Source organism: Shewanella sp. LZH-2, from assembly GCF_016859145.1.
Lineage (GTDB): Bacteria > Pseudomonadota > Gammaproteobacteria > Enterobacterales > Shewanellaceae > Shewanella > Shewanella xiamenensis.
Map to the genome: position 1 here is coordinate 3,958,899 of NZ_CP069350.1, position 25,416 is coordinate 3,984,314.

Here is a 25,416-nt window from a genome sequence, read left to right on the forward strand (position 1 = left end):
TAAACCAGCAAAAATTACATCATGCCGCCCATTCCGCCCATCCCACCCATACCGCCCATATCTGGCGCATCAGACTTTGGCAGCTCAGCTACCATTGCTTCGGTGGTGATCATCAGGCCTGCGATAGACGCTGCGAATTGCAGTGCGCTACGGGTTACTTTAGTTGGGTCAAGGATACCCATTTCTAACATGTCACCGTAGGTGTCGTTGCCCGCGTTGTAACCGTAGTTACCGCTGCCGTTTTTCACGTTGTTAGCCACAACAGAGGCTTCTTCACCTGCGTTGGTCGCGATTTGACGTAGTGGCGCTTCCATTGCACGTAGGGCAATAACCACACCGTGTTTTTGGTCTTCGTTAGCGACTTCAACGTCAGCAATCTTAGAAGCTACACGTACCAGAGCAACACCGCCGCCTGGAACCACACCTTCTTCAACCGCAGCACGGGTTGCGTGCAGTGCGTCTTCTACGCGAGCTTTTTTCTCTTTCATTTCAACTTCAGTCGCTGCACCGACTTTAATTACCGCAACACCGCCAGCTAATTTAGCCATACGCTCTTGCAGTTTTTCTTTGTCGTAGTCTGAAGTTGATTCTTCGATTTGTTGCTTGATTTGGCTAACGCGCGCTTCGATTTGCGCTTGTTCACCGTTACCATCGATGATGGTGGTGTTGTCTTTAGTGATCACAACACGCTTAGCAGTACCTAAATCTTCTAGGGTTGCTTTTTCAAGCTCTAGGCCGATTTCTTCAGCGATAACAGTACCGCCAGTTAAAATCGCTACGTCTTGCAGCATGGCTTTACGACGGTCACCAAAGCCTGGGGCTTTAACCGCTGCCACTTTCACGATACCGCGCATGTTGTTAACAACTAGCGTAGCTAAGGCTTCGCCTTCAACATCTTCGGCAACGATCAGTAATGGCTTACCAGTTTTTGCCAGACCTTCAAGGATAGGTAACAGTTCGCGAATGTTAGAGATTTTCTTGTCAACTAACAGTACGAATGGGTGATCTAATTCAACGCTGCCGGTTTCTGGCTTGTTGATGAAGTATGGAGACAGGTAACCACGGTCGAACTGCATACCTTCTACTACGTCCAGTTCGTTTTCTAACGCTTGGCCTTCTTCGACTGTGATCACGCCTTCTTTACCGACTTTTTCCATTGCTGTGGCAATGATTTGGCCGATTGACTCGTCAGAGTTTGCAGAGATAGTACCAACTTGAGCGATCGCTTTTGAGTCAGCGCAATCTTGAGAAAGGTTTTTCAGTTCAGCAACGGCGGCAATCACGGCTTTATCGATACCGCGCTTTAAGTCCATTGGGTTCATACCCGCTGCAACGGCTTTTAAGCCTTCAGTGACAATGGCTTGTGCCAGAACAGTTGCAGTAGTGGTACCGTCACCGGCGGCGTCGTTGGCTTTAGAAGCAACTTCTTTCACCATTTGCGCGCCCATGTTTTCGAATTTGTCTTCTAATTCGATTTCTTTTGCAACAGACACACCGTCTTTAGTGATCAGTGGTGAGCCAAAGCTCTTGTCTAATACCACGTTACGGCCTTTAGGGCCTAAGGTCACTTTAACTGCGTTAGCCAGAATGTTTACACCAGCCAGCATTTTTACGCGTGCGTCGTTACCAAATACAACTTCTTTAGCTGCCATAATTGAATATCCTTTACATTTTTAATGATTAATTGGAATGTCGAATTGATGTCGTGGATTAACCTACGATGGCCATCAGGTCAGCTTCCGACAGGATCAAGACTTCTTGACCGTCGATTTTTTCTTTCTTAACACCGTAACCTTCATTGAAGATCACTACATCACCCACTTTCACATCCAGAGGTCTTACAGTGCCGTTTTCTAAAATACGGCCATTACCTACTGCAAGGACTTCCCCGCGAGTCGATTTTTCGGCGGCGCTGCCTGTTAATACAATGCCACCCGCAGAAGTTGATTCAACTTCTAAACGCTTAACGATTACGCGGTCATGTAATGGACGAATATTCATCTATGAACTCTCCTAATGATTTAATGCCCAACAATCGAGGCGATTTTGTGATGAAAAAGAGGAGGCCTTTCCGCCTTCCCCTTTGATGTGTGTGATATGGGGTTAACCCCTGCCAGATCCAAGTGCCTTTACAAAAAAAAATTCAAATTTTTGATGTCGGTTTTTTCAAGCGGGCACAATCCTGCTAGAATCTCGCCTCCGCTCGCAAACAAGGCACTATTTTCCCCATGAAAGACAGACACGGGCTGCTTAGCGCGCCAATTGGTCGTGTACTGCTCAACATGAGCCTCCCTAACTTGATTGGCATTATGACCATTCTAGGTTTTAGCCTCGCTGATACTTTTTTTATCAGCCAATTAGGGACAGAGCCTTTAGCTGCAATCAGTTTTACCTTTCCAGTAACGTTAATTATTTCCAGCATTGCTATTGGGATTGGTGCAGGCGTTTCCACTAACCTTGGCAGGCTGATTGGCTCGGGTAATGCGCCACGAGCTAAGGTATTTTTGCACGATGCGCTGCTGCTGACCTTTATCCTTATCGCCAGTTTATCCGCTCTAGGTAGTATTTTTATCGAGCCACTGTTTAGTTTACTTGGCGCCAATGAAACCAGCTTGCCACTCATTCATGACTATATGATGTATTGGTATGTGGGCGCGCCGCTGTTGGTGTTATTGATGGTGGGCAACCAAGGCTTACGCTCCACGGGCGACACTCGCTCACCAGCGATGATTATGATGCTGGCGGCGCTGATTAACTTAATCCTCGATCCTTTGCTTATCTTCGGTATTGGGCCTTTTCCGCGTTTAGAGATCCAAGGCGCAGCGATTGCCACCCTGTTCTCATGGCTTGTCGCATTGTCGCTCTCGGGTTATTTGCTGATCATCAAGCGGCGAATGCTTGAGCGGGCGGTATTTGATATCGATAGAATGCGTGCCAACTGGAGTAAACTTGCCCATATTGCCCAGCCTGCGGCCCTGATGAATTTAATCAATCCGCTCGCCAATGCGGTGATTATGGCGATGCTGGCCCATATCGACCATAGCGCGGTGGCAGCGTTTGGTGCGGGTACGCGCTTAGAGTCGGTACTGTTGATTGTGGTGATGGCATTATCATCGAGCCTCATGCCGTTTATCGCGCAAAATCTCGGTGCTGGCCAACCCCAAAGGGCGAAGCAGGCTTTGCTGCTATCGCTTAAATTTATCTTTGTATTCCAAACCTTACTCTATATTCCGCTGGCGTTTTTGGCCCAGCCACTCGCGAATTTATTTAGTACCGATCCGCAGGTGCTAGAGTGGTTAAGTTTTTATATTCTGGTGCTACCCTGCGCCTATGGCCCGCTGGGAATTGTGATTATCTTTGCCACGGCGCTTAATGCCTACCATAGGCCGATGAGTTCGTTAGTGATTAACCTGTGCCGCTTAGTGCTATTGATGCTGCCACTGGCGGCGCTGGGATCTTATATTGATGGCGTAAAAGGCTTATTACTCGCGCTCCCCATCACCAACCTCTTGATGGGGATTGCCTGTTATTACTTAGCGCAGCGGATTTGCGAGCCGACCAAGGTCACGACCGCCGACGCGATTTAGGTTGTGCTTTTTAGGCTAAAACGCACATCATTGGGTGGGAAGGGCTCCTCCGATGCCTTACAAACTCGGCGCACACTTTGCGTGCTGAGATTAGTTGGTACACCTTTCGGCGCCAGTTCTTTAATAATAAAGTCGATAAAGCGTCTGCTGGCTAAGCTTACATAACGTCTTGATGGATAGGCTAAATAGCATTCGCCGGGATGGGACTCTATCTCAGGTAACAGGGTAATTAGCTGCCCTGAAGCCACAAAATCAGCCACCACTTCCGCAGGCGCATACACAATGCCGCGCCCTTGCAGGGCAAACTCTACCGCCACCTCGACACTGTTGGAGCAGAAATTCCCCCGAACCCGAACTTCCTGTTCGGCACCAATCCATAACTCATTAAAGATCTTGCCATTTGAGAGCCTAAATAAGGCCACATTATGGGACTCAATCTCCTGTGGAGTCTGCGGCATACCATGTTGCACTAGGTATTGGGGACTAGCATAAAAACGCAAATCCGTGGTGAATATCGGCCGCACCACTAAATCTAAGGTATCTAATGCGGGTTCGACCACAAAGGCTACATCGAGATTATTCTTAACCATATCAACGGATTCTGCGCTACTAATCACTTCAACCGTGAGCTTGGGATGCAGATCCATAAAACGAAAAATGGCTTGCATCAACACATTCATACTGTGGATAGGAAACATTTGAATGCGGAGATGGCCACTGATCTCAGCATCTTCGTTAGTCATCTCAAACAGAGTTTCATCGAGCTGCGCCAAGATATTCTGTGAACGTTGGTAAAAATGGCTTCCCGCCGAGGTCAGCGTCATCGAGCGGCTCTGTCGGTGGAATAGCTTGATATTCAGCTCATCTTCCAATGCCTGTAAACGCCGACTCACGGTCGATTTTGGTAAGTTAAGCAAATCCGCCGCTTCAATCAAACTGCCGGTTTCAGCGATTCGGTGAAATAACGCGAGGTCCTCTGTCTTCATTTTTAACTTAATATCAATCTCATTATGTGGGATTGATAATCCCAAAGTATCCCGTTTATTGCAACAACTTTAGCTGATATCTTCGCGCCCCTGAAATGCTGATAAATTGTTATTGAGGACTCTCCACCATGAAAGCTTATCGACTTATTCCCTTGGCGGCGTTATTGCCAGCCCTGCTTACAGCCTGCACGCCAGCGGAAAGCTCGGTACAGGCGAGTGTCATCAGACCCGTAAAACTGTTTGAGGTTGCCAAACTCGAGGGCGGAGATTTTAGAACCTTCCCCGCGCGGGTGAGCGCCAATAGTCGCGCAGAATTGTCATTTCGCATTTCTGGGCAACTTACAGAGTTGGCGCTGGTAGAAGGGCAAAGTGTTAACCAAGGTAGCCTATTGGCTAAACTGGACGACAGGGATGCCTATAACAATTTAATGACCCGCGAAGCAGACCATGAACTGTTAGCGGCGGATTTTCAGCGTAAAACCGAACTCCTAAAGCGTAAATTAATCTCCCAAGCCGAGTTTGATAGCGCCCAAGCACAGCTTAAATCGGCCAAAGCCGCCTTAGCCGCCGCCCGTGACCAGTTAAGTTATACCAAGCTTATCGCCCCTTTTAGTGGCACAGTGGCCAAACGTTTAGTGGATAACCACCAAATTGTGCAGGCTAATCAAGGAATATTAACCCTACAAAACAACCATTTGCTCGATGTAAGTATCCAAGTACCCGAGTCGATGGCCGCTGGTTTAAACACTTATATCCAGCAGCAAAAGTTTGTCGCTAAAGTGCGTTTTAGTGCATTAGCAGGCATGGAGTTTGATGCGAAATTCAAGGAGTACTCCACCCAAGTTACACCCGGCACTCAGGCCTATGAAGTGGTGTTTTCGCTACCACAACCCAAGGATATTCAATTACTTCCAGGGATGAGCGCTGAATTAACCCTGGCCTTAATGAAAAGCCCAGACCAAGCAGCATCGGCCATAGTGCCAGTCACCGCTATCGATAAACGCGATCAGGATGGCCGCGTCCAAGTGTGGGTCTATCAAACGCAATCGGGCGAAGTGAAACCCGCTGCTGTCACCTTAGGCCGAGTCACCAGTGAAGGGGTTGAAGTGCTTGGCGGTATTAATAATGGCGATTTAATTGTCAGTGCAGGTGTATCCCAATTATCCGACGGGATGAAAGTCAAACCACTACGCTGGCAGCGCGGAGTTTAATCCATGAATATTGCTGAGTATTCAATCCGCCACAAAGTCATCAGTTGGATGTTTGTATTACTGCTACTCGTGGGCGGTAGTGTGAGCTTTACCGGTCTTGGGCAGTTAGAGTTTCCCGAATTTACCATTAAAGAAGCCCTAGTGATCACCGCCTATCCGGGTGCATCGCCAGAGCAAGTGGAAGAAGAAGTCACCCTTCCCCTCGAAGATGCCTTACAGCAACTCGATGCGGTTAAGCACGTAACCTCCATTAACAGTGCGGGTTTGTCGCAGATCCAAATTGAGGTCAAAGAAACCTATGACAAAACGAGCCTGCCGCAGGTGTGGGATGAAGTACGTCGTAAGGTCAACGACACCGCAGGACAACTGCCTCCCGGCACTAGCACGCCCAAAGTCTATGACGACTTTGGCGATGTGTACGGCATTTTGTTTAATCTCTCAGGGCCTGACTATAGTAACCGCGAATTAAGCAATTATGCCGATTATTTGCGCCGCGAACTGGTACTGGTGCCTGGGGTCAAAAAGGTTTCAGTTGCGGGCAGCGTAACCGAGCAGGTTGTGATTGAAATATCACAACAAAAACTCTCGGCACTGGGGTTAGATCAAAGCTATATCCACGGCCTGATTAACAATCAAAACGTGGTCTCCAACGCGGGCAGTTTAGTGGTGGGCGATAATCGTATTCGCATCCATCCCACCGGAGAATTTAGCAGTGTGCAGGATCTCGCGCGTCTGATCGTCAGCCCGCCCGGCAGCACTGAGCTTATCTATCTTGGTGATATTGCCCATATAGAGAAAGATTATGATGAAACCCCTGACGTGCTCTATCACAACCGTGGCGAAGCCGCCCTCTCCCTTGGGATTTCCTTTTCAAGTGGCGTTAACGTGGTCGAAGTGGGTAAAAGCGTTAGCGAGCGCCTTGCCGAACTGGAGTCACAGCGCCCAATAGGGATGAGCTTAGACACGGTTTATAACCAAAGTTTGGCGGTGGATGACACAGTAAATGGCTTTTTGATCAATCTATTAGAATCGATTGCCATCGTTATTGCCGTACTCTTGCTGTTTATGGGTTTACGCTCAGGCTTATTGATGGGGGTCATCTTACTGTTGACCATTCTCGGTACTTTTATCGTGATGAAAGTGCTAGGTATTGAGCTGCAACTGATCTCCCTCGGCGCGCTGATTATCGCTTTGGGCATGTTGGTCGATAACGCCATTGTGGTGACAGAAGGCATTTTGATTGGTCTGCGTCGTGGTAAGACTCGCCTCGAAGCCGCCAAACAAATTGTGTCGCAAACTCAGTGGCCACTGCTTGGTGCCACCGTTATTGCGATTATCGCGTTTGCACCGATTGGCTTATCGCAAAATGCCGCGGGGGAGTTTTGTCGCTCACTGTTCCAAGTGTTGATGATTTCCTTATTTATCAGTTGGATTACCGCGATCACCCTGACGCCTTTCTTCTGCCATTTGCTGTTTAAAGATGCCCCCGCAGATGAGGAAGAGCAGGACCCATACAAGGGCTGGTTCTTTAGCATATACCGCGCGAGCTTAACCTTTGCCCTACGTTTTAGAATCGCCAGCATTTTATTAGTCGGTGCCATGCTCGTTAGCGCAGTGATTGGCTTTGGTCACATCAAGAATGTGTTCTTCCCAGCATCTAATACGCCCATCTTCTTTGTCGATATTTGGATGCCAGAAGGTACAGATATTAAAGGCACTGAACGCTTTACCGCCGATATTGAGCAGCAGTTACTCAAGCAAGCCGAGGAACAACATAGTGGCTTAAAACACTTAACAACGGTCATTGGCCAAGGTGCGCAGCGGTTTGTGTTGCCCTATCAACCCGAAAAGGGCTATCCCGCCTATGCGCAGCTCATTATTGAAATGGCAGATTTAGCCTCCTTAAAAGTCTATATGCCAGAGCTAGAAACCTTTTTAAATCAGAGATTCCCGCAGGCACAGTTCAGATTAAAGAACATGGAAAACGGCCCTTCTCCCGCCGCGAAGATTGAGGCTCGCTTCTACGGTGATGATCCCGAAGTACTGCGTACTCTAGGCGCTCAAGCCGAAGCCATCTTCCATGCGGAGCCGAGTATGGACGGTATTCGCCATGACTGGCGCAACCAAGTGACTTTAATTCGTCCGCAATTAGAAAATGCTCAAGCAAGGGAAACGGGGATCAGTAAACAGGATCTGGATAACGCACTGTTAGTTAACTTTAGCGGCAAACAGATTGGTCTGTACCGTGAAACCAGCCATTTACTCCCCATCGTTGCCCGCGCACCCGCCGAGGAGCGTTTACAGGCGGACAGCCTGTGGAAACTGCAAATCTGGAGTAGCGAGCACAGCACCTTTGTACCAGCAACGCAAGTTGTAAGCAGCTTCGATACTCAATGGGAAAACCCCTTAGTAAAACGTCGCGATCGGATGCGGATGTTAGCCGTTTTAGCCGACCCTAAACTGGGTAGCGATGAAACCGCCGACTCAGTATTACGTAAAGTCAAAGCTAAGGTCGAAGCCATCAGCTTGCCTGCGGGTTACCACTTAGAATGGGGTGGCGAGTATGAAACGGCGGGCGAAGCCCAAACCGCGGTATTTAGCTCAATTCCACTGGGTTACTTGGCGATGTTTTTAATCACAGTGTTCCTGTTTAACTCGGTACGCCAGCCGTTAGTGATTTGGTTGACCGTGCCATTGGCCTTGATTGGGGTATCGGCGGGATTATTGATTTTCGACGCGCCCTTTAGCTTTATGGCGCTGCTGGGACTACTGAGTCTATCGGGCATGGTGATTAAAAACGGTATTGTATTGGTTGACCAGATCAACCTCGAACTCAGTGAAGGCAAAGCCGCCTATTTAGCTTTAATCGATTCCTGTGTTAGCCGCGTTCGCCCTGTGATGATGGCGGCGATCACGACCTTGCTCGGGATGATACCTCTGATCCCCGACGCCTTTTTCGGCTCAATGGCGATCACTATCATCTTTGGTTTAGGTTTTGCGTCGCTGCTGACCCTTATCGTACTGCCAGTGATGTACAGCTTGGCCTTTAACATCAAACCGAATGCGGTGGCGAGCGAGAAACACTAGCCCGCCACTCCCCCTAAACGCTTCCCGGCGTGGCCGATCGATGCTGCTTATTAGCATCGATTGGCCTTTTCATATTGGGATGTCGAAGAATAGCGGCTAACCCCGATAACTTGAGGCTTTACACAGAGGAAAGAAAGTCGAGCTGAAAAGCGGATTACGCCTTTGGATCTTTAGGATGTTCGTCTTTATCCACCAATTGGTGGCTTTCAGGACGTTTATCGCTAGGGTCGGCCTTATGTTCAAAGTCGCCTTCGTACACATTGCCATCGGCATGTTTATTTTGCTCAAAGGGAGGTTGCTCGAAAGGATTTGTTTGTGAGCCAGAATGAGAGCCAAAGGGACCCGCACCAAAACCGCCGTGCATACCGCCTTGTAAGCCCGACACCACTCGCAGTTGCATACGTTTAAACACTAAGGCTGCTATCGGACGACGGGTTAAAGGAGTGAGCAACAATAAACCAATAAAATCAGTCACAAATCCAGGGATAACCAGCAACACCCCCGCCATGGCTAGCATCATACCTTCGACAATTTCTTGCCCTGGCGCCTCACCTCGCGCGAGCTTTTGCTGCACTTGCATTAGAGTACTTAATCCTTGACTGCGTACTAAAGACACGCCCAATACAGCAGTAAATAATACAAGGCCAATAGTGGTCCAAGTACCCAGCACTTCACCCACGCGGATTAACACTGATAGCTCAACAACTGGGATCAGCACAAATAATAAAAATAGGATTAAAAACATACCGACCTCAGATTTATCTTGCTCGTTTGAAAACTAAATGGGGGCAATCCGGTCTTAATTCAAGTCATTAGGGCGCAGACTGCGCTAAAGCGGTGAAACTTCTGATAGTTAGCTCACTCTTTCGTTAAGCCGTTAATGTATGAGACCATAAAAACACGTAAAGTAGCTTAGCCTAATAGGCTTAAGCGAAGTTTAAGATTGTTAGGGGACGATACCCACACTATGCAGCCTCAGTATTTAATGGTCAGCACTAGCTGTCCAGACAACGTTCATGCCAATCGCATCGCCCATGCGTTAGTGGAAGCGCGTATCGCGGCTTGTGTGCATATTTCAGCACCCATCCGCTCGGTCTATACGTGGGAAGGAAAAATCTGTGAAGAGCAAGAAATTAGCTTACACATTAAATGTTTACAAACACGCTATCCAGAGTTAGAACAGCTTGTGCTTAAACTTCACCCTTATCAAGTGCCTGAAATTATTGCCGTACCCGTGACTCACGGGCTACCAGCCTACTTAGATTGGATAAAAGATAACACTCAGCCATGAAAAAACTACTTAGCCTTACCTTTACTGCATTATTGCTTCTCGCGCCTCTCACTCTAAGTGGCAATGCCTTTGCGAATAACTTTGGTTTTCTAAAAAGCGAACCTGAGTTAATGCCCGTTGATCAAGCCTTTGCCTTTGATTTTAAGCAGGAAGGCAATAAGGTTACCCTTAATTGGGTGATTGCCGACGGCTACTACATGTACCGCGATAAACTCAAATTTAGTGTCAATGGCGCTGAATTGGGCACTATTGACCTACCAAAGGGCAAACCTCATAACGATGAGTATTTTGGTGAACAAGAGGTTTACTACACCTATATCGACATTCCCGTTGGCCTAAAGCAAGCGGATGAAAACAGCACCTTAAGCGTCACCTTTATGGGCTGCGCCGAGGGTAAACTCTGTTATCCACCAACCAAGCGTGATGTCAGCTTAAAAGCGGTAGCAGCTAATGATGGGCAAATCGCCTCTAGCGCAGACAACGCTAATACAGAGTCTGTCGCCGCAAATGCGAGCGCTAAACAAGCCGACATCGCCCCAGCTAAGCCGATTACTCAGCAGGATAGCCTAAGCCAGATGTTGTCTAACGACAGTTTACTCTGGACCTTAGTGATCTTCTTCGGCTTAGGGATTGGCTTAGCGCTCACCCCTTGCGTATTCCCCATGTATCCGATTTTATCGGGCATTATTGTTGGTCAAGGGCAAAAACTGTCGACCGCCAAAGCCTTCACCCTGTCGATGGCCTATGTGCAAGGTATGGCAATCACCTACTCGATTTTAGGTTTAGTCGTCGCGTCGGCGGGGATGAAATACCAAGCGGCGCTGCAACATCCCGCGGTGCTCGTGGTATTAGCCATCCTGTTCTTTGTACTCAGTTTATCCATGTTTGGCTTGTACGATCTCAAACTGCCTTCAAGCTGGCAGGAGAAGATGAACTCGATTTCCAACAATCAAAAAGGCGGCAATTTAGTTGGCGTGTTTTTGATGGGGGTAATCTCAGGATTGGTTGCCTCGCCTTGCACCACGGCTCCACTTTCTGGCGCCTTAGTCTATGTGGCGCAAACCGGGGATTTATTACAAGGCTTCCTCGCGCTGTATGTACTGAGTATGGGCATGGGCGTACCACTACTTATCATCGGCACCTCGGGTGGTAAGTTACTGCCTCGCGCTGGCGCTTGGATGAATATCATTAAAACCGTGTTTGGCTTCCTGCTGATTGCGGTATCGATTGTGATGCTTGGCCGTATTTGGACGGGCGTGGTTTCCGATGTGCTTTGGTCGCTTTGGGGCATTAGCTTCACCGGTTACCTGATGCACCAAAATAAGCTCAGCGCCTTTAACTGGAAACAAACCGTACGCTCAGTGCTACTCACCTTAACCCTGCTGGCAAGCTTCTCCTATGGCTTCCAAGCCGTGATGGGTCACTTTGGCTTTAGCCACAGTCCGGTTGCGACTGCGACAACGACTGAGCAAACCCATGGTTTTAAACGGATAAAATCCATTGAAGATTTGGACCGCGAAATTGCCGCTGCCACGGCAGTTGGTAAGCCTGTGATGCTGGATCTCTACGCTGACTGGTGTGTGGCTTGTAAAGAGTTTGAAGCCATTACCTTTAAAGACGCCGAAGTATTAGCGCGAATGAACAAAATCGTGCTGCTGCAAGCGGATGTCACTAAGAGTGATGCAGTGGATGTCGCTCTGCTTGAAAAATACAATGTCCTCGGTTTACCGACATTACTGATGTTTAACGAGCAAGGTGAACAGCGAGAAGATTTAAGGGTAACCGGCTTTATGGGTCCCAAGGAGTTTGCAGGTCATTTAGATCACTTGGTGAAATAATCTCGACTAAACGCTAACACTCCTCTGCGGCGTTTTAGCGTAAAATCAACAAAAAGCGGACTTTTTTCATTAAAAGTCCGCTTTTTTATCGCGCTGTCATCGATTTCTTATACAATCCTTGTTTATCGTGGACTTTTTAGATTGGAGCATTATGGAACCAGCTATCCTCATTATCACCCTTATTTGCGGCATGCTCGTTAGCCGTATAGGACTGCCCCCACTCATCGGCTACTTAGTGGCGGGCTTTGTACTCTTTGTATTAGGTATTGAAAAAGAAAGCCTGCCACTGCTGCAAGAACTCGCCAATTTAGGGGTTACGCTACTGCTGTTTGCGATTGGTTTAAAACTCGATATTCGCAGTCTTTTTAAGGCTGAAGTGTGGGCGGGGTCGAGTGTGCATTTGATGCTATCGATCCTAGTATTCGTCCCTATTCTCAAAATATTAGGGTTATTAGGATTATCTCAACTTACCAGTTTAGGGATTGAGCAGTTAACCTTACTGGCATTTGCGTTAAGCTTCTCCAGTACCGTTTTTGCGGTAAAGGTCTTAGAAGATAAAGGGGATATGCAATCCCTGTATGGCCGTGTTGCTATTGGTATCCTGATTATGCAGGATATTTTTGCCGTACTCTTTTTAACCATTTCTAAGGGCGATGTGCCTTCGGTGTGGGCATTTGCGTTATTGTTATTACCTCTGGCAAAACCACTGATTTATAAAGCCTTTGACCGTGTTGGCCACGGTGAATTATTAGTGCTATTTGGATTAGTAATGGCACTGGTTGTCGGCGCTTGGTTATTTGAATCCGTTGGCTTAAAACCAGATCTAGGCGCATTAGTTATTGGTATTTTGCTCGCGGGACATAAAAAAGCCTCTGAGCTGGCTAAATCATTGTTCTATTTTAAAGAACTCTTTCTTGTCGCCTTCTTCTTAACCATTGGTCTCAATGGCTTACCCACGATTTCGGATATCGTGCTGGCTACATTATTAGTACTGTTAGTACCGCTAAAAATCCTATTGTTTGTCTATATTCTTACTCGCTTTAAATTACGTTCGCGCACCTCGATGTTAGGTTCCTTTAACCTAGGTAACTTCTCCGAGTTTGGTCTGATCGTCGCTGCGGTTGCCACCAGCAAAGGCTGGCTACCGTCACAATGGTTGGTGATTATTGCCGTGGCCTTAAGCTTTAGCTTTTTATTAGCAGCGCCGCTCAATGCTACGGTCGGAAATATTTATCAACGCTTCCAACAGCGACTCGTTAGGTTAGAAAAACGCCCATTGCACCCAGAAGATCGCCCCATTGCCATTGGTAATCCACGCTTTTTAATCCTAGGGATGGGGCGTATTGGTAGTGGAGCCTACGATGAACTGCGTGCCCGGTTCGACGGTGAGATCCTCGGGATTGAGCATAAGCAAGACTTGGTCGATTTACACCGCGCTAAAGGCCGTAATGTTGTGCAAGGGGACGCTTCCGATACCGACTTTTGGGAGAAGCTTGATAAAGCGCCCAATCTTGAATTAGTGCTGCTAGCAATGCCGCATCATGCGGGAAATCTCTTCGCCGTTGAGCAACTTAAAAAGCTGAATTATCAAGGTAAACTGAGTGCAATCGTACAATATGGTGAAGATGCCGCATCACTCAGAAGTTCTGGTGTGCATAGCGTTTACAACCTATACGAAGCGGCGGGTGCGGGTTTTGTCGACCATGTGGTTCATGAGTTACTACCAGACTCTGAAACGAAGGCAGTTGCCGACCTAGACGATGACAACAAACAACATTCTGCCGCGGTTTAAGGCGTGTTTACGTTTGTTATCATGAATAAAACTCATCCTATTTAGGCTAAAAATGACTCAGGAAAGGGATTAACCTGAGTCATTACCTCACCCGATAAAACCTATCAAAACCACTAAAAATCAATCACCTTAACTCACTTACACACCATCAAACATTGCGGCGTTTTTGACTATCGGTTTTCTCTGACAAGCTTATCGTCAATGCCATAGAAAATCTCAGTTACATCGCCGACTTAGTCGTGATATAAATCGAAGACAAGAACGAAATTAGCCCAGCTTTTTTGGAAGTCTTCTCAGCATGTCGAACCCTGCGCAGCGCGCCACCAAGTTATTTGTCCAAACCTTTGGCACTAAAGCCGATGATTTATATCAAGCCCCAGGTCGAGTAAATCTGATCGGTGAATACACGGATTACAACGACGGCTTTGTTTTGCCTGCCGCCATAAATTTTCATACGGTGATTGCCGTTAAACGCCGTGAAGACAACAAGTTTCGCGCCGTTGCTGATGCCTTTCCCGGGCAAATTAAAGAATGGACCTTCGGCAAAGAAACCGAAATCCATCCTGAGGACGGTTGGGTAAATTATTTAAAAGGGTTCACAGCGGCGATGGCCAACACAGGGCTCATTGCCAAGGGCTTAGATTTAGCCGTGGTAGGCGATGTACCACTCGCAGCTGGATTATCTTCCTCTGGCGCCTTGGTCGTCGCCTTTGGCACAGCCATTAGTGACAGCAGCCAATTGCATCTCTCACCGATGGCAGTGGCACAATTGGCCCAACGTGGCGAATATCGATATGTCGCATCGGCTTGCAGCATTATGGATCACATGGTTTGCGCGATGGGCGAGCCGGATCATGCCCTGCTCATCGACTGCCTTGACCTTGATAGCGAAGCGATTGCAATCCCTGAGAATCTCAGCCTGATCATCATTGATGCGCATATTGAGAAACAACGATTAGCGGCGATTAGCCAGCAGCGACGTGAGGAATGCGCCCAAGCTGCCGAATTTTTTGGTTTAGACGCTCTGCGCCATCTTGAACTGCGTCAGCTTGAAAGTGCCAAGGATAAATTGGATGAAACCCTTTATCGCCGCGCCAAACACGTAGTCACCGAGAATAAACGCACTCAGAGTGCTGCTCGGGCACTAGAGCAAAATAATATTTCTAAATTCAGCCTATTAATGGCTCAGTCTCATCAATCACTGCGAGATGATTTTGAGGTAACACTGCCTGAATTTGACACTTTGGTGGATATTGTTAGCCAAGTGATTGGCGAACGCGGTGGCATACGCATGACCGATGGCTGCGTGGTCGCGCTCGTCGACCATGAGCTTACCGATGCGGTAGTTTCTGCGGTCGAACAGACATTTTTCGAGCAAACAGGGATAGACGCAACCGTTTATCTCTGTTCAGCGAGTGCTGGCGCAGGGCGAATCGACAGTTAATCACGCAATCGCACCTGCTAACTCCGCCACGAATACCATACGAATTCAACCATGAATTGTGTGGTATTTGTCATTTTTAAGAGGCAAAATCAAACGGTTAAATAATCTACGGTAGGCATTTTGACATTGAGGGAAACTAAATGGTGCGTTTCAGTGTATTAGATCCTTGGACTGATCCCCGCGGCGGCGAAATTGAACGCGTGCGGATAGACAATGGCATCATCGCCTTGGAAGTGCTCAGTTTAGGCGGCATTATTCGCGCGCTTTGGACGCCCGATAAACAGGGTGAGCGCGCCAATATCGTTCTAGGCTGCGACAGTGCCGAAGATTACCTAACTCAAAATGCCCACCTTGGCGCCATTGCAGGCCGCTTTGCCAATCGTATCGCCCTTGGCAAGCTGCAATATCAAGGGCAAACCTATCAACTGGATATCAATCAGGCTAGCAACTGCTTACATGGTGGCCGCGAAGGTTTTAACAGAAAGAACTGGCACTTAGGCCCGCTTCCCGATGGGGTAAGATTAACCTTAGTGAGTCCAGATGGCGATATGGGCTTCCCCGGTAATTGCACGGTGCAATTAGACTATCGCCTTGCCGCCAATAATCTCTATGTAGAAATGCTGGCCTCCATAGATAAACCTTGTCCGGTGAGCCTAACGCAGCACAGCTATTTTAATCTGGATGGTACGAGCAATAATTATCAGCACCAGATGCAAATCGATGCGACACGCTATTTGACGATGAATGAAGTCGGCATCCCGACAGGAATTGCTGAGGTTAAAGATAGTATTTTCGATTTAACTCAAAGTGTTACCCTTGGCGAAAAACTTCACGCTCCCGAACTAACAAGCACCCAAGGTTATGATCATTGCTATTTGATGGATAACCCCGATGGTTCACTACGCCGATTTGGTTGTTTAAGCAGTCCTGTCAGCGGCCGCGCCATGACGGTATTTACCAATCAGCCTGGCGTACAACTCTACTGCGCTAACTTTTTAGCGGGAACCGTGGGACGAAACCAACAAAGTTTGCACCAACATCAGGGCGTGTGTATTGAACCGCAAAAGCTGCCTGACTCGCCCAATCAACCGCAATTGGGTGATGATGCCTGGTTAGTACCAGGGAAAATCTATCATCATATTAGTCGATATCAATTTGATATTGTTGACTAAAGTTGAAATGAGCATCTGTAGGAATTAAAAAGAAAGGCTGGTAAGGAATAAAGTCGTTTCATTCCTTACCTTTATCCAATGTTGCCGAAGCAAATTGGATATTAATCGTCGAAATCATCGCCCCAATCTTCATCGAAATCAGCACCAATTGCATCGGTTTCGATTTCAGGCTCAACCTCAGGTTTAGCCTTACGTACAGGGCCAGAATCCTTAACGTTGTTCAGATCAATACGAGCTTGATGCTTGCTCATAAATTGAGCGCGAGCCGCTTTCCATGCACCGCTAAACTTAGCCTCAGCAGCTTTTAATGCGGCCTCATCTAAGTCGTATAGGTTCACTTTTACTATGTCTTCTACATACTCAACAATGGCATCACGGTCGGTATTGTAGAGGTAAATTCGTCCAGGGGAAGCCTCTGGCAGCTGGTTGTCGTGGACGACAATCGCATTGCCCTTCGATGTTCTCAGCTCACCATACCAAACCTGTTTCTTTGCTGTGTTATACATATATGCCAATACCCTTAAATCAACACATACACTATGAGTTTTTTAGTCTGAATAAGCGAAGCGACGCTTGCTTTGATCCACGAATAGCGCCGGAAAGTCTCTGACGTTTTCAACTGGGTATTTTTACAGAATATTTTCGATAATCAATGCCTCAAACCATGAAATTTTCACTTATTACGCATTAATTTCGGCCAAAGTCTCTAAAAAAATTTGTCACTAACGACTTTAGTCTAAAAAAACATCACATCAAGTTTTAATTATGCACCTATAACCATTAAATTATTGAAGCGATAAGAGGTTACAGCTTGTAGCTGAGTTAATTCAAAATGTTAATACCACTTTGCCCCTATGTTCGCCCGACTGCATTAATCTATGGGCCTTAGGCGCATCGTTCAATGGGTACGTTGCAAAAATATGTGGCACGATTTGCTGGCTATGAAGTAATGGCCAAACACGTTCGTGTAATTGCCTTGCGATTTCAGCTTTGGCTTCAACCGTTTGTGGTCTTAGGGTTGAACCTGTCCAGACAATTCGCTTAGCCATCAGCTGGAGAATATTAACCTCAGCTTTAGGACTACGTTGAGTTGAGACCGACACCATACGCCCATCCAACGCGAGTGCTTGCAAATTGAGGTTAATAAAATCGCCACCCGCGATATCAAATACCACATTAACGCCTTTACCCTGCGTAAAGCTCATGACTTCTTCGACAAAATTCTGAGTGTTGTAATTGACAACAAGATGGGCACCTAATCCTGAGCAATAGTCACGCTTTTCATCCTGCCCTGTAGTCGCAATCACTTGCGCACCAAGACGACTCGCCAGCGCAATCGCCGTACTGCCAATGCCACCTGAGCCACCGTGTATCAAAACGGTTTCGCCCGCCTTGAGTCCGGCGCGCATAAATAAGTTACCCCAAACGGTAAAAAAGGTTTCAGGTAACGCGGCAGCTTGCACCATCGAAAATCCCTTTGGAATCGGCAAACAATGAGCTGCATAGGTCAAGGTGTATTCGCCATAACCGCCACCAGGGACTAAAGCACAAACCTTATCCCCCAGTTGCCATTGAGTCACGCCTTCACCTATGGCGCAAATTTCACCAGCCACTTCAAGCCCTAAAATTAACGATGCTCCAGGTGGTGGCGGATAGGCTCCTGCCCTTTGCTTAAGATCCGGTCCATTCACCCCAGCCGCACTTACTCGAATAAGAACTTGTCCGTCCCCGACAACCGGTAAGGGTGAACGGGAAAGGTGCATCACCTCTGGCTCACCGGGTTGTTCAATATGAATATGGGCATAATCTTTTGGTAAATCTGACATAGCTAACTCCTTGTACAACTTTGGGATTTCGGCTTATCGCTGCAAACATAGCGGCATCATACTCAGGTTAAAGCATATTAACCCAAACAATGTTGGAATGAACTTTGTTGACCGTTAGCGAGGTAACAAAAGGACGCCAGCAACTTGAATGAAACGATGCCACATTAAAACAATTGCGATCTAGATTACCAATCTTTATTGGTCACATGACCATTCAACTTAAAAAACACAATAAAAACAGATTGATGCACTTAATGTAAAATATTTGTAAATTTTTATCGATTTATATTGGATATTTTATGCAATTTACACCATGATATTTCGGCGCTAACTGAATTAGATAAGCGTTAAATTCAGTTAGACCAATGAGGTCCGAGGTTAATTGCTGTAATACATCGGATAACGCCCAAGGAAGATCTGCTTTGCAGATAAAAATAACTATGGATACACCATGAAACAGACCCTACTTTTCGCGGCTATTAGCTTAGCCATCGCTACACCCTCGCTCGCCCATAACCATTCACAACAAGATCCAAACCATTCAATACAAGCGAAAAACACAGCAATCCCTAGTGCGCTAGCACCGTTAGCTTCGCCGTCAGCGCCACTCAATTTTGATGTCAGCCATCGGCCGTTATTACCCAGCAACAGCTTGATAGCCTCCCCTAACGAGCCGACACACTCTGAGTACCTCGATGCACATTCTTCACAACAGCAAGCGTTGCTCGAGAACTCTCCGAGATCAAAAGCCAGCAGCTTTGCCGCCGATGCCGACTGTAGTAACTTTGTCGGTAAATCGGGCCAAGCCCTGTTAGATGAGCTAACGCAGTCCACACCACAGTGTGTCGGTAAGCTATTTAATCTCAAGGGAAGTGACGCAAGCAGCGTATTTAGTGAGGCGAATGTATCCACAGTTGCTAATGCGATTGCGGCCATGGCGCCCCAATACACTGGCGTGGATAACCAAGGCATTGAGTCACATATTTACTTTGTGCGCGCCGCGCTTTATGTGCAGTTTTACAATCCCAGCGACGTACCCGCCTACAGTAGTGCGGTGAAAAACAATTTAAAATCAGCGCTTAATGCTCTCTTTACCAATAACGCCATTTGGACACTCTCCGATGCCAATGCCAGCGTGCTCAAAGAAGCACTGATCCTGATTGATTCGGCTGAACTGGGGGCTGATTTTAACTTTGTCACCCTCAAAGTGCTCAATGACTACAACAGCACATGGCAAGCCAGCTTTGCAATGAATGCGGCCGCAAATACCGTATTTACCACCTTATTCCGCGCCCAGTGGAATACTGACATGCAGGCGCTGTTTGCCCGAGATCATGCTATTTTAGATGCGCTCAACCAGTTCCAACTTAACCATAGGGACTTACTCGGCACCAATGCTGAATATGTTTTAGTCAATGCTGTCAGAGAGTTATCTAGACTGTACTACATTGATGCCATGCGCCCTAAAGTGACCCAATTGGTCAAAAATATCTTAAATAGCACCAGCAAAAATGATCCCAGTAAAGTGCTGTGGTTTGCTGCCGCCGAGATGGCAGATTACTACGATCGCAGCAACTGTAATGCTTATCAGATCTGCGGTTTCAAGGCGCAATTAGCCGCCGATAGCTTACCGTTTAATTGGAAATGCTCCGACAGCCTCAAGATCCGCGCCCAAGATCTTTACCAAGATCAAGCCAAATGGGCATGTGGAGTATTGAGCCAGCAAGAAAGCCATTTCCACACGATACTCGAAACGGGAATGCAGGCGGTCGCACAGGATAACAATGATGATTTAGAGCTGGTGATTTTTGGCGGCTCGTCAGAATATCAATCCCTTGCCAACAGCATTTTTGGGATCAATACCAACAATGGCGGCATGTATTTAGAAGGCTCTCCCGCTGGACTTAAAAACCAAGCGCGCTTTATTGCCTATGAGGCCGAATGGCGTCGCCCAGATTTTCATGTGTGGAACTTACAGCATGAATACGTGCATTACCTCGATGGCCGCTACAATCTGTTTGGCGACTTCAGCCGCAGCGTATCCGCCAACACAATTTGGTGGATTGAAGGATTAGCGGAATATATTTCGTACCGAGATGCCAACCCCGCTGCCATCGCCATGGGTGAAACCGGAGAGTTTATGCTCTCAACCATCTTTAAAAACACCTATGACTCCGGCCAAGACCGCATCTACCGTTGGGGTTACCTCGCCGTACGCTTTATGTTTGAAAACCACCGCGATGATGTTCGCCAGATCCTAACCTTCCTACGCAATAACCAATATGCTGAATATCAAGCATTTATGGATTCCATTGGCACCCGTTATGACAACGAATGGCGCGGCTGGCTCACCAGCGGTTTAAGCACTACCAACAATGGTATTGTCGATAAAGGCCCAAGTGATGAACAGGCTAATGCCAGTGGTCGCGAAGGCAACTGGGCAGGCCCCGCGGGCACCATCAGCAAGGATTACTCGCCCTGCCAAGTCAGTAACGAAGCATACCGCTATAGCGAGTCAGCCAGCCTCAGTCTTGAGGTACCTATGGAGTGTATTGACGCCAAACAAGGCCGAGCCAGCTTTAGCTTTGCCAATACTGACCGTTCGGCTCAGGATATTTGGATCAAAATTGGCGGTGGTTGGGGTGATGCCGACATTTATTACGATTCAAGGGGATGGGCAAGTGCTGAAAAAAATCAGGGCTATGGCATCGGCAATGGTAATTACCAAGTGATCAAAGTGAGCCTAAACCCGAATGAGTATTGGCACTATATCACCCTAGAAGGAGATTTTGGTGGTGTTGATATGCTGGTGAGTACCACTGAATTAGTTGCCGATACCGATCCCGATTTAGGTGATGGTGGCGATACTGGCGGTGAAGTGCCCAGCAATTGCGGTGCCGCAACCATCAATTACGGCAAGTTAACCCTCGGAAAAGATGAATGCCTTAGCGGTGGCCGTAATAGCTTTTATTTCTGGGTCGATGCTGACAACAGCCAATTTAGTGTTAGCACAACCGGCGGAACAGGCGATGCTAATATTTACTTTAATGCCAATACTTGGGCAAGCGCGAGCAATGCCCAAGCCAGCAGTGTAAATCCAGGCAACAAAGAGTCCTTTAGCTTTACGGCAAACCGTGGCTGGCGATATATCACGGTTGATACCACGAGTGAATTTAGTGGCGTGACCTTCAACCTTAAAGCCGGTGGTGGTGGCAGTAGCGTTCCTAATCAAATTGCCAATGCCTGTGCGACTAAATCACCGGTGAGCTATACCCAACTCACGCCGGGTGATGCCGTCTGCAGCGCCAATGGCCGTAATGACTATTATCTTTGGGTTCCCGAAGGAACAAGCCAACTAGAAGTACGCTCGGCCCACGGAACTGGAGATGCCAGCATTTACTCGGGTCGCAGCTGGGCCAATGCCCAGCAATATGAAGCCGCCTCAACAAATGCTGGCAGCACTACGGAGCAAATCAAGGTCAATAATCCCAGTGCTGGCTGGTATTACATTACGCTCCAAAGTGAAAGCCAAAGTACAGGTGTGGCCCTTCAAGTAGATTTACGTTAATCAGCCGCACTATAGCGGTAAAAGCTAAAAGCAAAAATCCCTGCTAGGCAGGGATTTTTATTATTTCAATCGGTTAGCACACTAAGACAGCTTTAGCCTTGCCTCAAACTCACACTCTGCGTGATCGATTGCTTAGTAAACCAGCCATTGTTAACCGCGATTAAAAGCAGAGGGTAATCTGACACAGAATGATGAATAGTCTCAGCAGCACAATTAAGGATGGGTGACCAGATTTGCTCGTCGGTTTAGCGCCAAGCAAGTTTGAAATGTCTTCAGGTATCAAATCATCCCCGCAGATCCGCAAAGCTGCTTGTGAATATTCAAGTGCACCCATCAAAGGCTCTAACGTTTGGTTAAGTGGCGAGCTTTAGCCCGTCCCAGCGAGCGAATTGAACCAGTTGTTATGACTGGTTCGTCGTGCACGACCCTCGAGGCAATGAGCGGTCTTGCTCGTTCCGTGAATAAAGTGAGCGATTTGAGCAGCTTATTATGACGGCCTGACGTAATATTTCCCTTTAATTACAGTCAATATGACATTTGGCACTACTATTACAATAATGCCGATTGTGAGTAATAAGTATTTGTAAGTTAGGTCAATGCTCATGCTTGCAACACCTATGCCCAGAAATAATGCTAGGATTGTTGCAGCGATAGTCTGAATTTTTATAAGTTTATTTCCAACCAGCTTAGCGCTGCATGATTTACAAGTAATCCACACAGGTATTGCAGAAAATGTAATTCTACTCCAATGGATTTTTTTTGAGCACGATGGACAATTCATTTTTCAGGTCACAGTAGTCATAACGCCCAAATTTAGCGCGGAAAGCATAAATCTAAGCATAAATCTGGCCACCCATTTTTAATCAACAACATAATGTACTTTACGTTTGTCTACAACTTGTAAGATCTGAAAATTGCCTAAATGAGAGAGAGCAAAAGTCACAGGGGCAGTATCTGAGGCAATAAATTGAGTTAATTCTTTCAAAAATGGTGCATTTCAGGCATGGCAAGCCATCCCATAGTGATTGAGAGATATTAGGCGGTGATTATTTTCGAAGTTATATAAGTCGTTGTCAGTTGCAGCGCAAGTGCTGGCAGCTTGATGCAAAGTGCCGTCGTCGCTTTTCGAGATGTTCGCAGTAATCGCTCAGTTCTTGCAAGGTTCCCACGGGACCATGAAATAGTTTGCCAAACTCGGTGGTCAGCTTGAGCCAATTATCATGGGGGATATTTAATCTGTTCAGTATCTTGGCGCTACTTTCACTGATGTTTCCGCGTTTATCATTGCGAATGATTCGGCCGGTATCATCCACCAATTGAAGGTAATCAGTTAATGAAAACGCAATGCCACTGGGTTGGTTGTTGCACTCGTTGCCAATAAAAGGCAGGAGATTGCTCGGCTGCTCACCTTTTAATACGGCCCGAATACGTAGTTGAATACTGGTATGGTCGGATTGTTCAGGTGTATCAGCGAGTTGTGATCTAATGGGACTTTCTTTTAATAAAGAGTAATCAACATAAGTCATGCAGGCTAACACCGCAGCTTCATCGAGTAGGGCTTGATTCTCTATAAAATAAATGGGTAAACCGACCTTCCCAGAAACTGCCTGTGCAGTTATCTTCTTGATTGGCTTGTCTTGCTATCGGTTCGTTGAGACATCGCATAAACCATGAAATATCACACAGACGACTGCGATAAAGGGCGATTGAATGCTTTAATCTGCTGACCTCATAGGCTTCAACTAACTCACCTTTAAAGAATTTTTGCGTTAATTCATCGCCTTTAAACAACTTATGCCATTGCTCAAGCACTTCGCGATCAGTCCAACGATTGGCACTGTCGATATCCACCCGCAGCACCAAATGCAGATAATTCGACATAACCGCAAAGGCCGCCACATCAATAGCAAAAACGGCTTCAAGTTCAAACAGTAGCGATTCTACCCAAGCGCGGCGATGGTCATAGTTTTTACCCGAGTAACTATCATCGCCACATCAAAAAGCCCGCCGAACAACGCGGCTACAGCAATGGTAATAGGGACTGATGTTAAGGTGAGAGTTCAAGGCTTATCTGGGTTCGGCGAGGGCGCGGCATACAAACCTCCTTGTTCAATGCTTAACCAAAGCATAGTAGGAGGTTAACTACCGCGCTGTTAAGGCTGGGTGTCCAGTTTTGCCCTCTCCGATTAAGGTTGGGTGTCCTGTTTTGCGCCTGATATCAAGTAATTACCCATCAAACTGTATAAAAACCGCTACCGCAAAAAAGCAAATTCCTATAGCATCATTTATTCCAATTGACTTGGATGTGGCTGCGTTATGACCTGCAAACAGCGCATCGCATAAATACTAAGACGTTATGTATCAAGGAAGGTTATGCAAAAATTTATAGCTACATTATTTTTTCTTTCGTTCGGTGTGTTTGCAAATGACAAATTACATTTGGAACTTATCAATGGTAGTTGGGAGTGTCCTGAAACGACTCAGGAGGAAGAAGTTACCATCAAAGTTAATACAAGATATTCGTACAATGTTTCTAATTTAACATATTCCTATGACTCTAAAGCAGAAATGCTATATCAAGATAAATTGCCTGTAGGTACTGTCCAAATAATTGAAAAAGGTGCTTTCTCATACCAATCATCCAAAATGGTATATGAATTACAAAGTATTGAATCTGTAGTTTTGGATGATCCATTAGAGGCTATTACAGCTGAATTAATTAAAGAAATGGAAGCTGATTTGAAAAGTGATAAAACAGAGTATGAAACAACTTTGATTAACGAGTTAGAATGGGAAACTCTTAACCCTAATGATAATTCAAAAGTCATGTGTCACAGAGTTATGAACAGCCTCAATCGCTAAGGCTGTTCATAATTTTGTTAAATACTCAGCGGGCTTTAACTCAACAGTCAACACTATTGCTCACAAGGCGAGTTAGGGTGATTGGCGAGGCGACCGTCCGCATCATGGACGGGGCGGCCGAGCATCCACGGATGGACTTGCTGCGCGTCGCTGAACAAGCAACCGAACATGCCTATGCTCGAATGCGATAATTTATCGACCGAAAAGAGTAAATCGAGCAAACCATTGTTAAAGAATAAAACATGGACAACCACTCTTAATTGCGCGGCAGCTTGGCACAATGTCCGTTGTCGTATTTCTAGATGTTCGCAGTAATCGGTCAGCTCTTGCAAGGTTCCCACCGAGCCATAAAATAACTTGCCAAGCTCGGTCGCCGCTCGATAGCCAATAGTTAAGTGTGATCAATAGCTAAGTGCGATACAGCACCTTAACTACATGCCAGCCAAATTTGGTTTTCACTAAATGCGGCACTAATAACTCACCAGAAAAGGCGACTTTATCGAACTGCGGCACCATTTGCCCACGCTTAAACTCACCGAGATCGCCGCCCTTTTTCGCTGAGGGACATGAGGAATAGCGTTTCGCTAAGGCGCCAAAATTCGCACCGTTATTCAATTGCTTAATAATATCTTCCGCCTGCTCTTTGTGTTTAACAAGGATATGCACTGCGGCTGCGGTTTTAAACATCTTGTACTCTCTTTATCAAAAACAGCGGTGCAATTAAGTTGCACCGCTATTATCGCTTTACCTAT

General features: G+C 46.8%; 18 protein-coding genes and 1 pseudogene. 10 read left to right on the forward strand and 9 right to left on the reverse strand.

Annotated elements, in window-relative coordinates:
- Positions 1 to 14: 14 nt before the first annotated feature.
- Positions 15 to 1,652: a chaperonin GroEL gene (groL, locus tag JM642_RS17425; RefSeq protein WP_037430013.1), complete on the reverse strand. Its 1,638-nt coding sequence runs from the start codon at positions 1,650 to 1,652 to the stop codon at positions 15 to 17.
- A gap of 58 nt (positions 1,653 to 1,710) precedes the next feature.
- The gene (locus JM642_RS17430) at positions 1,711 to 2,001 is read right to left on the reverse strand and encodes a co-chaperone GroES (RefSeq protein ID WP_011071021.1); all 291 of its coding nucleotides are present in this window, start codon (positions 1,999 to 2,001) and stop codon (positions 1,711 to 1,713) included.
- A 227-nt stretch (positions 2,002 to 2,228) separates the two neighbouring features.
- On the opposite strand from JM642_RS17430, the gene JM642_RS17435 reads away from it, so the two are divergent.
- Positions 2,229 to 3,587, forward strand: coding sequence for an MATE family efflux transporter (locus JM642_RS17435; RefSeq protein WP_037414232.1), 1,359 nt, complete (start codon positions 2,229 to 2,231; stop codon positions 3,585 to 3,587).
- Here JM642_RS17435 and JM642_RS17440 read toward each other — a convergent pair.
- Positions 3,584 to 4,573: a LysR family transcriptional regulator gene (locus JM642_RS17440; protein WP_109277898.1), complete on the reverse strand. Its 990-nt coding sequence runs from the start codon at positions 4,571 to 4,573 to the stop codon at positions 3,584 to 3,586. The genes JM642_RS17435 and JM642_RS17440 overlap by 4 nt on opposite strands.
- Positions 4,574 to 4,701: 128 nt before the next feature.
- Between JM642_RS17440 and JM642_RS17445 the strand changes: the two genes are divergently transcribed.
- Entirely contained in the window at positions 4,702 to 5,784 is a 1,083-nt protein-coding gene (locus JM642_RS17445) for an efflux RND transporter periplasmic adaptor subunit (RefSeq protein WP_088586155.1), read from the forward strand.
- A 3-nt stretch (positions 5,785 to 5,787) separates the two neighbouring features.
- Positions 5,788 to 8,871, forward strand: a complete 3,084-nt coding sequence (locus tag JM642_RS17450; RefSeq protein ID WP_172591218.1) for an efflux RND transporter permease subunit — start codon at positions 5,788 to 5,790, stop codon at positions 8,869 to 8,871.
- A gap of 154 nt (positions 8,872 to 9,025) precedes the next feature.
- Here JM642_RS17450 and JM642_RS17455 read toward each other — a convergent pair whose 3' ends face one another.
- Positions 9,026 to 9,616, reverse strand: a complete 591-nt coding sequence (locus tag JM642_RS17455) for an FxsA family protein (protein WP_088586157.1) — start codon at positions 9,614 to 9,616, stop codon at positions 9,026 to 9,028.
- Positions 9,617 to 9,838: 222 nt separating this feature from the next.
- Between JM642_RS17455 and cutA the strand changes: the two genes are divergently transcribed.
- The 5 genes from cutA to JM642_RS17480 all read left to right on the forward strand — a co-directional run bounded on the left by cutA (position 9,839) and on the right by JM642_RS17480 (position 16,408).
- Positions 9,839 to 10,162: a divalent-cation tolerance protein CutA gene (gene cutA, locus JM642_RS17460; protein WP_172591219.1), complete on the forward strand. Its 324-nt coding sequence runs from the start codon at positions 9,839 to 9,841 to the stop codon at positions 10,160 to 10,162.
- Complete coding sequence (locus JM642_RS17465) at positions 10,159 to 12,000, forward strand: protein-disulfide reductase DsbD (protein WP_172591220.1); 1,842 nt, start codon at positions 10,159 to 10,161, stop codon at positions 11,998 to 12,000. Before cutA ends, JM642_RS17465 begins: the two co-directional genes overlap by 4 nt.
- A 151-nt stretch (positions 12,001 to 12,151) precedes the next feature.
- Positions 12,152 to 13,792, forward strand: coding sequence for a cation:proton antiporter family protein (locus tag JM642_RS17470; RefSeq protein ID WP_037430346.1), 1,641 nt, complete (start codon positions 12,152 to 12,154; stop codon positions 13,790 to 13,792).
- Positions 13,793 to 14,090: 298 nt separating this feature from the next.
- Positions 14,091 to 15,236 carry a galactokinase gene (gene galK, locus JM642_RS17475; protein WP_055647537.1) on the forward strand — a complete coding sequence of 382 codons (1,146 nt, stop codon included), beginning with the start codon at positions 14,091 to 14,093 and terminating at the stop codon, positions 15,234 to 15,236.
- A gap of 140 nt (positions 15,237 to 15,376) precedes the next feature.
- On the forward strand, positions 15,377 to 16,408 hold the full coding sequence (locus JM642_RS17480; protein ID WP_203432244.1) for an aldose epimerase family protein: 1,032 nt from the start codon (positions 15,377 to 15,379) through the stop codon (positions 16,406 to 16,408).
- Between the two features lie 101 nt (positions 16,409 to 16,509).
- Here JM642_RS17480 and JM642_RS17485 read toward each other — a convergent pair whose 3' ends face one another.
- Entirely contained in the window at positions 16,510 to 16,914 is a 405-nt protein-coding gene (locus JM642_RS17485) for a hypothetical protein (RefSeq protein ID WP_037414254.1), read from the reverse strand.
- A 321-nt stretch (positions 16,915 to 17,235) separates the two neighbouring features.
- Positions 17,236 to 18,234 (reverse strand): NAD(P)H-quinone oxidoreductase, encoded by a 999-nt coding sequence (locus JM642_RS17490; protein ID WP_203432245.1) that lies wholly within the window; start codon positions 18,232 to 18,234, stop codon positions 17,236 to 17,238.
- 451 nt (positions 18,235 to 18,685) lie between these two features.
- Here JM642_RS17490 and JM642_RS17495 point away from each other — a divergent pair, with 451 nt between their 5' ends.
- The gene (locus JM642_RS17495) at positions 18,686 to 21,802 is read left to right on the forward strand and encodes a M9 family metallopeptidase (RefSeq protein ID WP_203432246.1); all 3,117 of its coding nucleotides are present in this window, start codon (positions 18,686 to 18,688) and stop codon (positions 21,800 to 21,802) included.
- Positions 21,803 to 22,875: 1,073 nt separating this feature from the next.
- Here the strand turns inward: JM642_RS17495 and JM642_RS17500 are convergent.
- Positions 22,876 to 23,897, reverse strand: a pseudogene (locus JM642_RS17500) (transposase).
- A 278-nt stretch (positions 23,898 to 24,175) separates the two neighbouring features.
- Here JM642_RS17500 and JM642_RS17505 point away from each other — a divergent pair.
- On the forward strand, positions 24,176 to 24,664 hold the full coding sequence (locus JM642_RS17505) for a hypothetical protein (RefSeq protein WP_203432247.1): 489 nt from the start codon (positions 24,176 to 24,178) through the stop codon (positions 24,662 to 24,664).
- Between the two features lie 53 nt (positions 24,665 to 24,717).
- Here JM642_RS17505 and JM642_RS20425 read toward each other — a convergent pair whose 3' ends face one another.
- Positions 24,718 to 24,996 (reverse strand): hypothetical protein, encoded by a 279-nt coding sequence (locus JM642_RS20425; protein WP_239000463.1) that lies wholly within the window; start codon positions 24,994 to 24,996, stop codon positions 24,718 to 24,720.
- 76 nt (positions 24,997 to 25,072) lie between these two features.
- Entirely contained in the window at positions 25,073 to 25,351 is a 279-nt protein-coding gene (locus tag JM642_RS17515) for a peptidylprolyl isomerase (RefSeq protein WP_011070961.1), read from the reverse strand.
- Between the last annotated feature and the right edge of the window lie 65 nt (positions 25,352 to 25,416).

Bases quoted from the DNA above. Each gene is read 5' to 3' on its own strand.
- groL (WP_037430013.1), bottom strand. From the start codon at position 1,652: ATGGCAGCTAAAGAAGTTGTATTTGGTAACGACGCACGCGTAAAAATG.
- JM642_RS17430 (WP_011071021.1), bottom strand. From the start codon at position 2,001: ATGAATATTCGTCCATTACATGACCGCGTAATCGTTAAGCGTTTAGAA.
- JM642_RS17435 (WP_037414232.1), top strand. From the start codon at position 2,229: ATGAAAGACAGACACGGGCTGCTTAGCGCGCCAATTGGTCGTGTACTG.
- JM642_RS17440 (WP_109277898.1), bottom strand. From the start codon at position 4,573: ATGAAGACAGAGGACCTCGCGTTATTTCACCGAATCGCTGAAACCGGC.
- JM642_RS17445 (WP_088586155.1), top strand. From the start codon at position 4,702: ATGAAAGCTTATCGACTTATTCCCTTGGCGGCGTTATTGCCAGCCCTG.
- JM642_RS17450 (WP_172591218.1), top strand. From the start codon at position 5,788: ATGAATATTGCTGAGTATTCAATCCGCCACAAAGTCATCAGTTGGATG.
- JM642_RS17455 (WP_088586157.1), bottom strand. From the start codon at position 9,616: ATGTTTTTAATCCTATTTTTATTATTTGTGCTGATCCCAGTTGTTGAG.
- cutA (WP_172591219.1), top strand. From the start codon at position 9,839: ATGCAGCCTCAGTATTTAATGGTCAGCACTAGCTGTCCAGACAACGTT.
- JM642_RS17465 (WP_172591220.1), top strand. From the start codon at position 10,159: ATGAAAAAACTACTTAGCCTTACCTTTACTGCATTATTGCTTCTCGCG.
- JM642_RS17470 (WP_037430346.1), top strand. From the start codon at position 12,152: ATGGAACCAGCTATCCTCATTATCACCCTTATTTGCGGCATGCTCGTT.
- galK (WP_055647537.1), top strand. From the start codon at position 14,091: ATGTCGAACCCTGCGCAGCGCGCCACCAAGTTATTTGTCCAAACCTTT.
- JM642_RS17480 (WP_203432244.1), top strand. From the start codon at position 15,377: ATGGTGCGTTTCAGTGTATTAGATCCTTGGACTGATCCCCGCGGCGGC.
- JM642_RS17485 (WP_037414254.1), bottom strand. From the start codon at position 16,914: ATGTATAACACAGCAAAGAAACAGGTTTGGTATGGTGAGCTGAGAACA.
- JM642_RS17490 (WP_203432245.1), bottom strand. From the start codon at position 18,234: ATGTCAGATTTACCAAAAGATTATGCCCATATTCATATTGAACAACCC.
- JM642_RS17495 (WP_203432246.1), top strand. From the start codon at position 18,686: ATGAAACAGACCCTACTTTTCGCGGCTATTAGCTTAGCCATCGCTACA.
- JM642_RS17505 (WP_203432247.1), top strand. From the start codon at position 24,176: ATGCAAAAATTTATAGCTACATTATTTTTTCTTTCGTTCGGTGTGTTT.
- JM642_RS17515 (WP_011070961.1), bottom strand. From the start codon at position 25,351: ATGTTTAAAACCGCAGCCGCAGTGCATATCCTTGTTAAACACAAAGAG.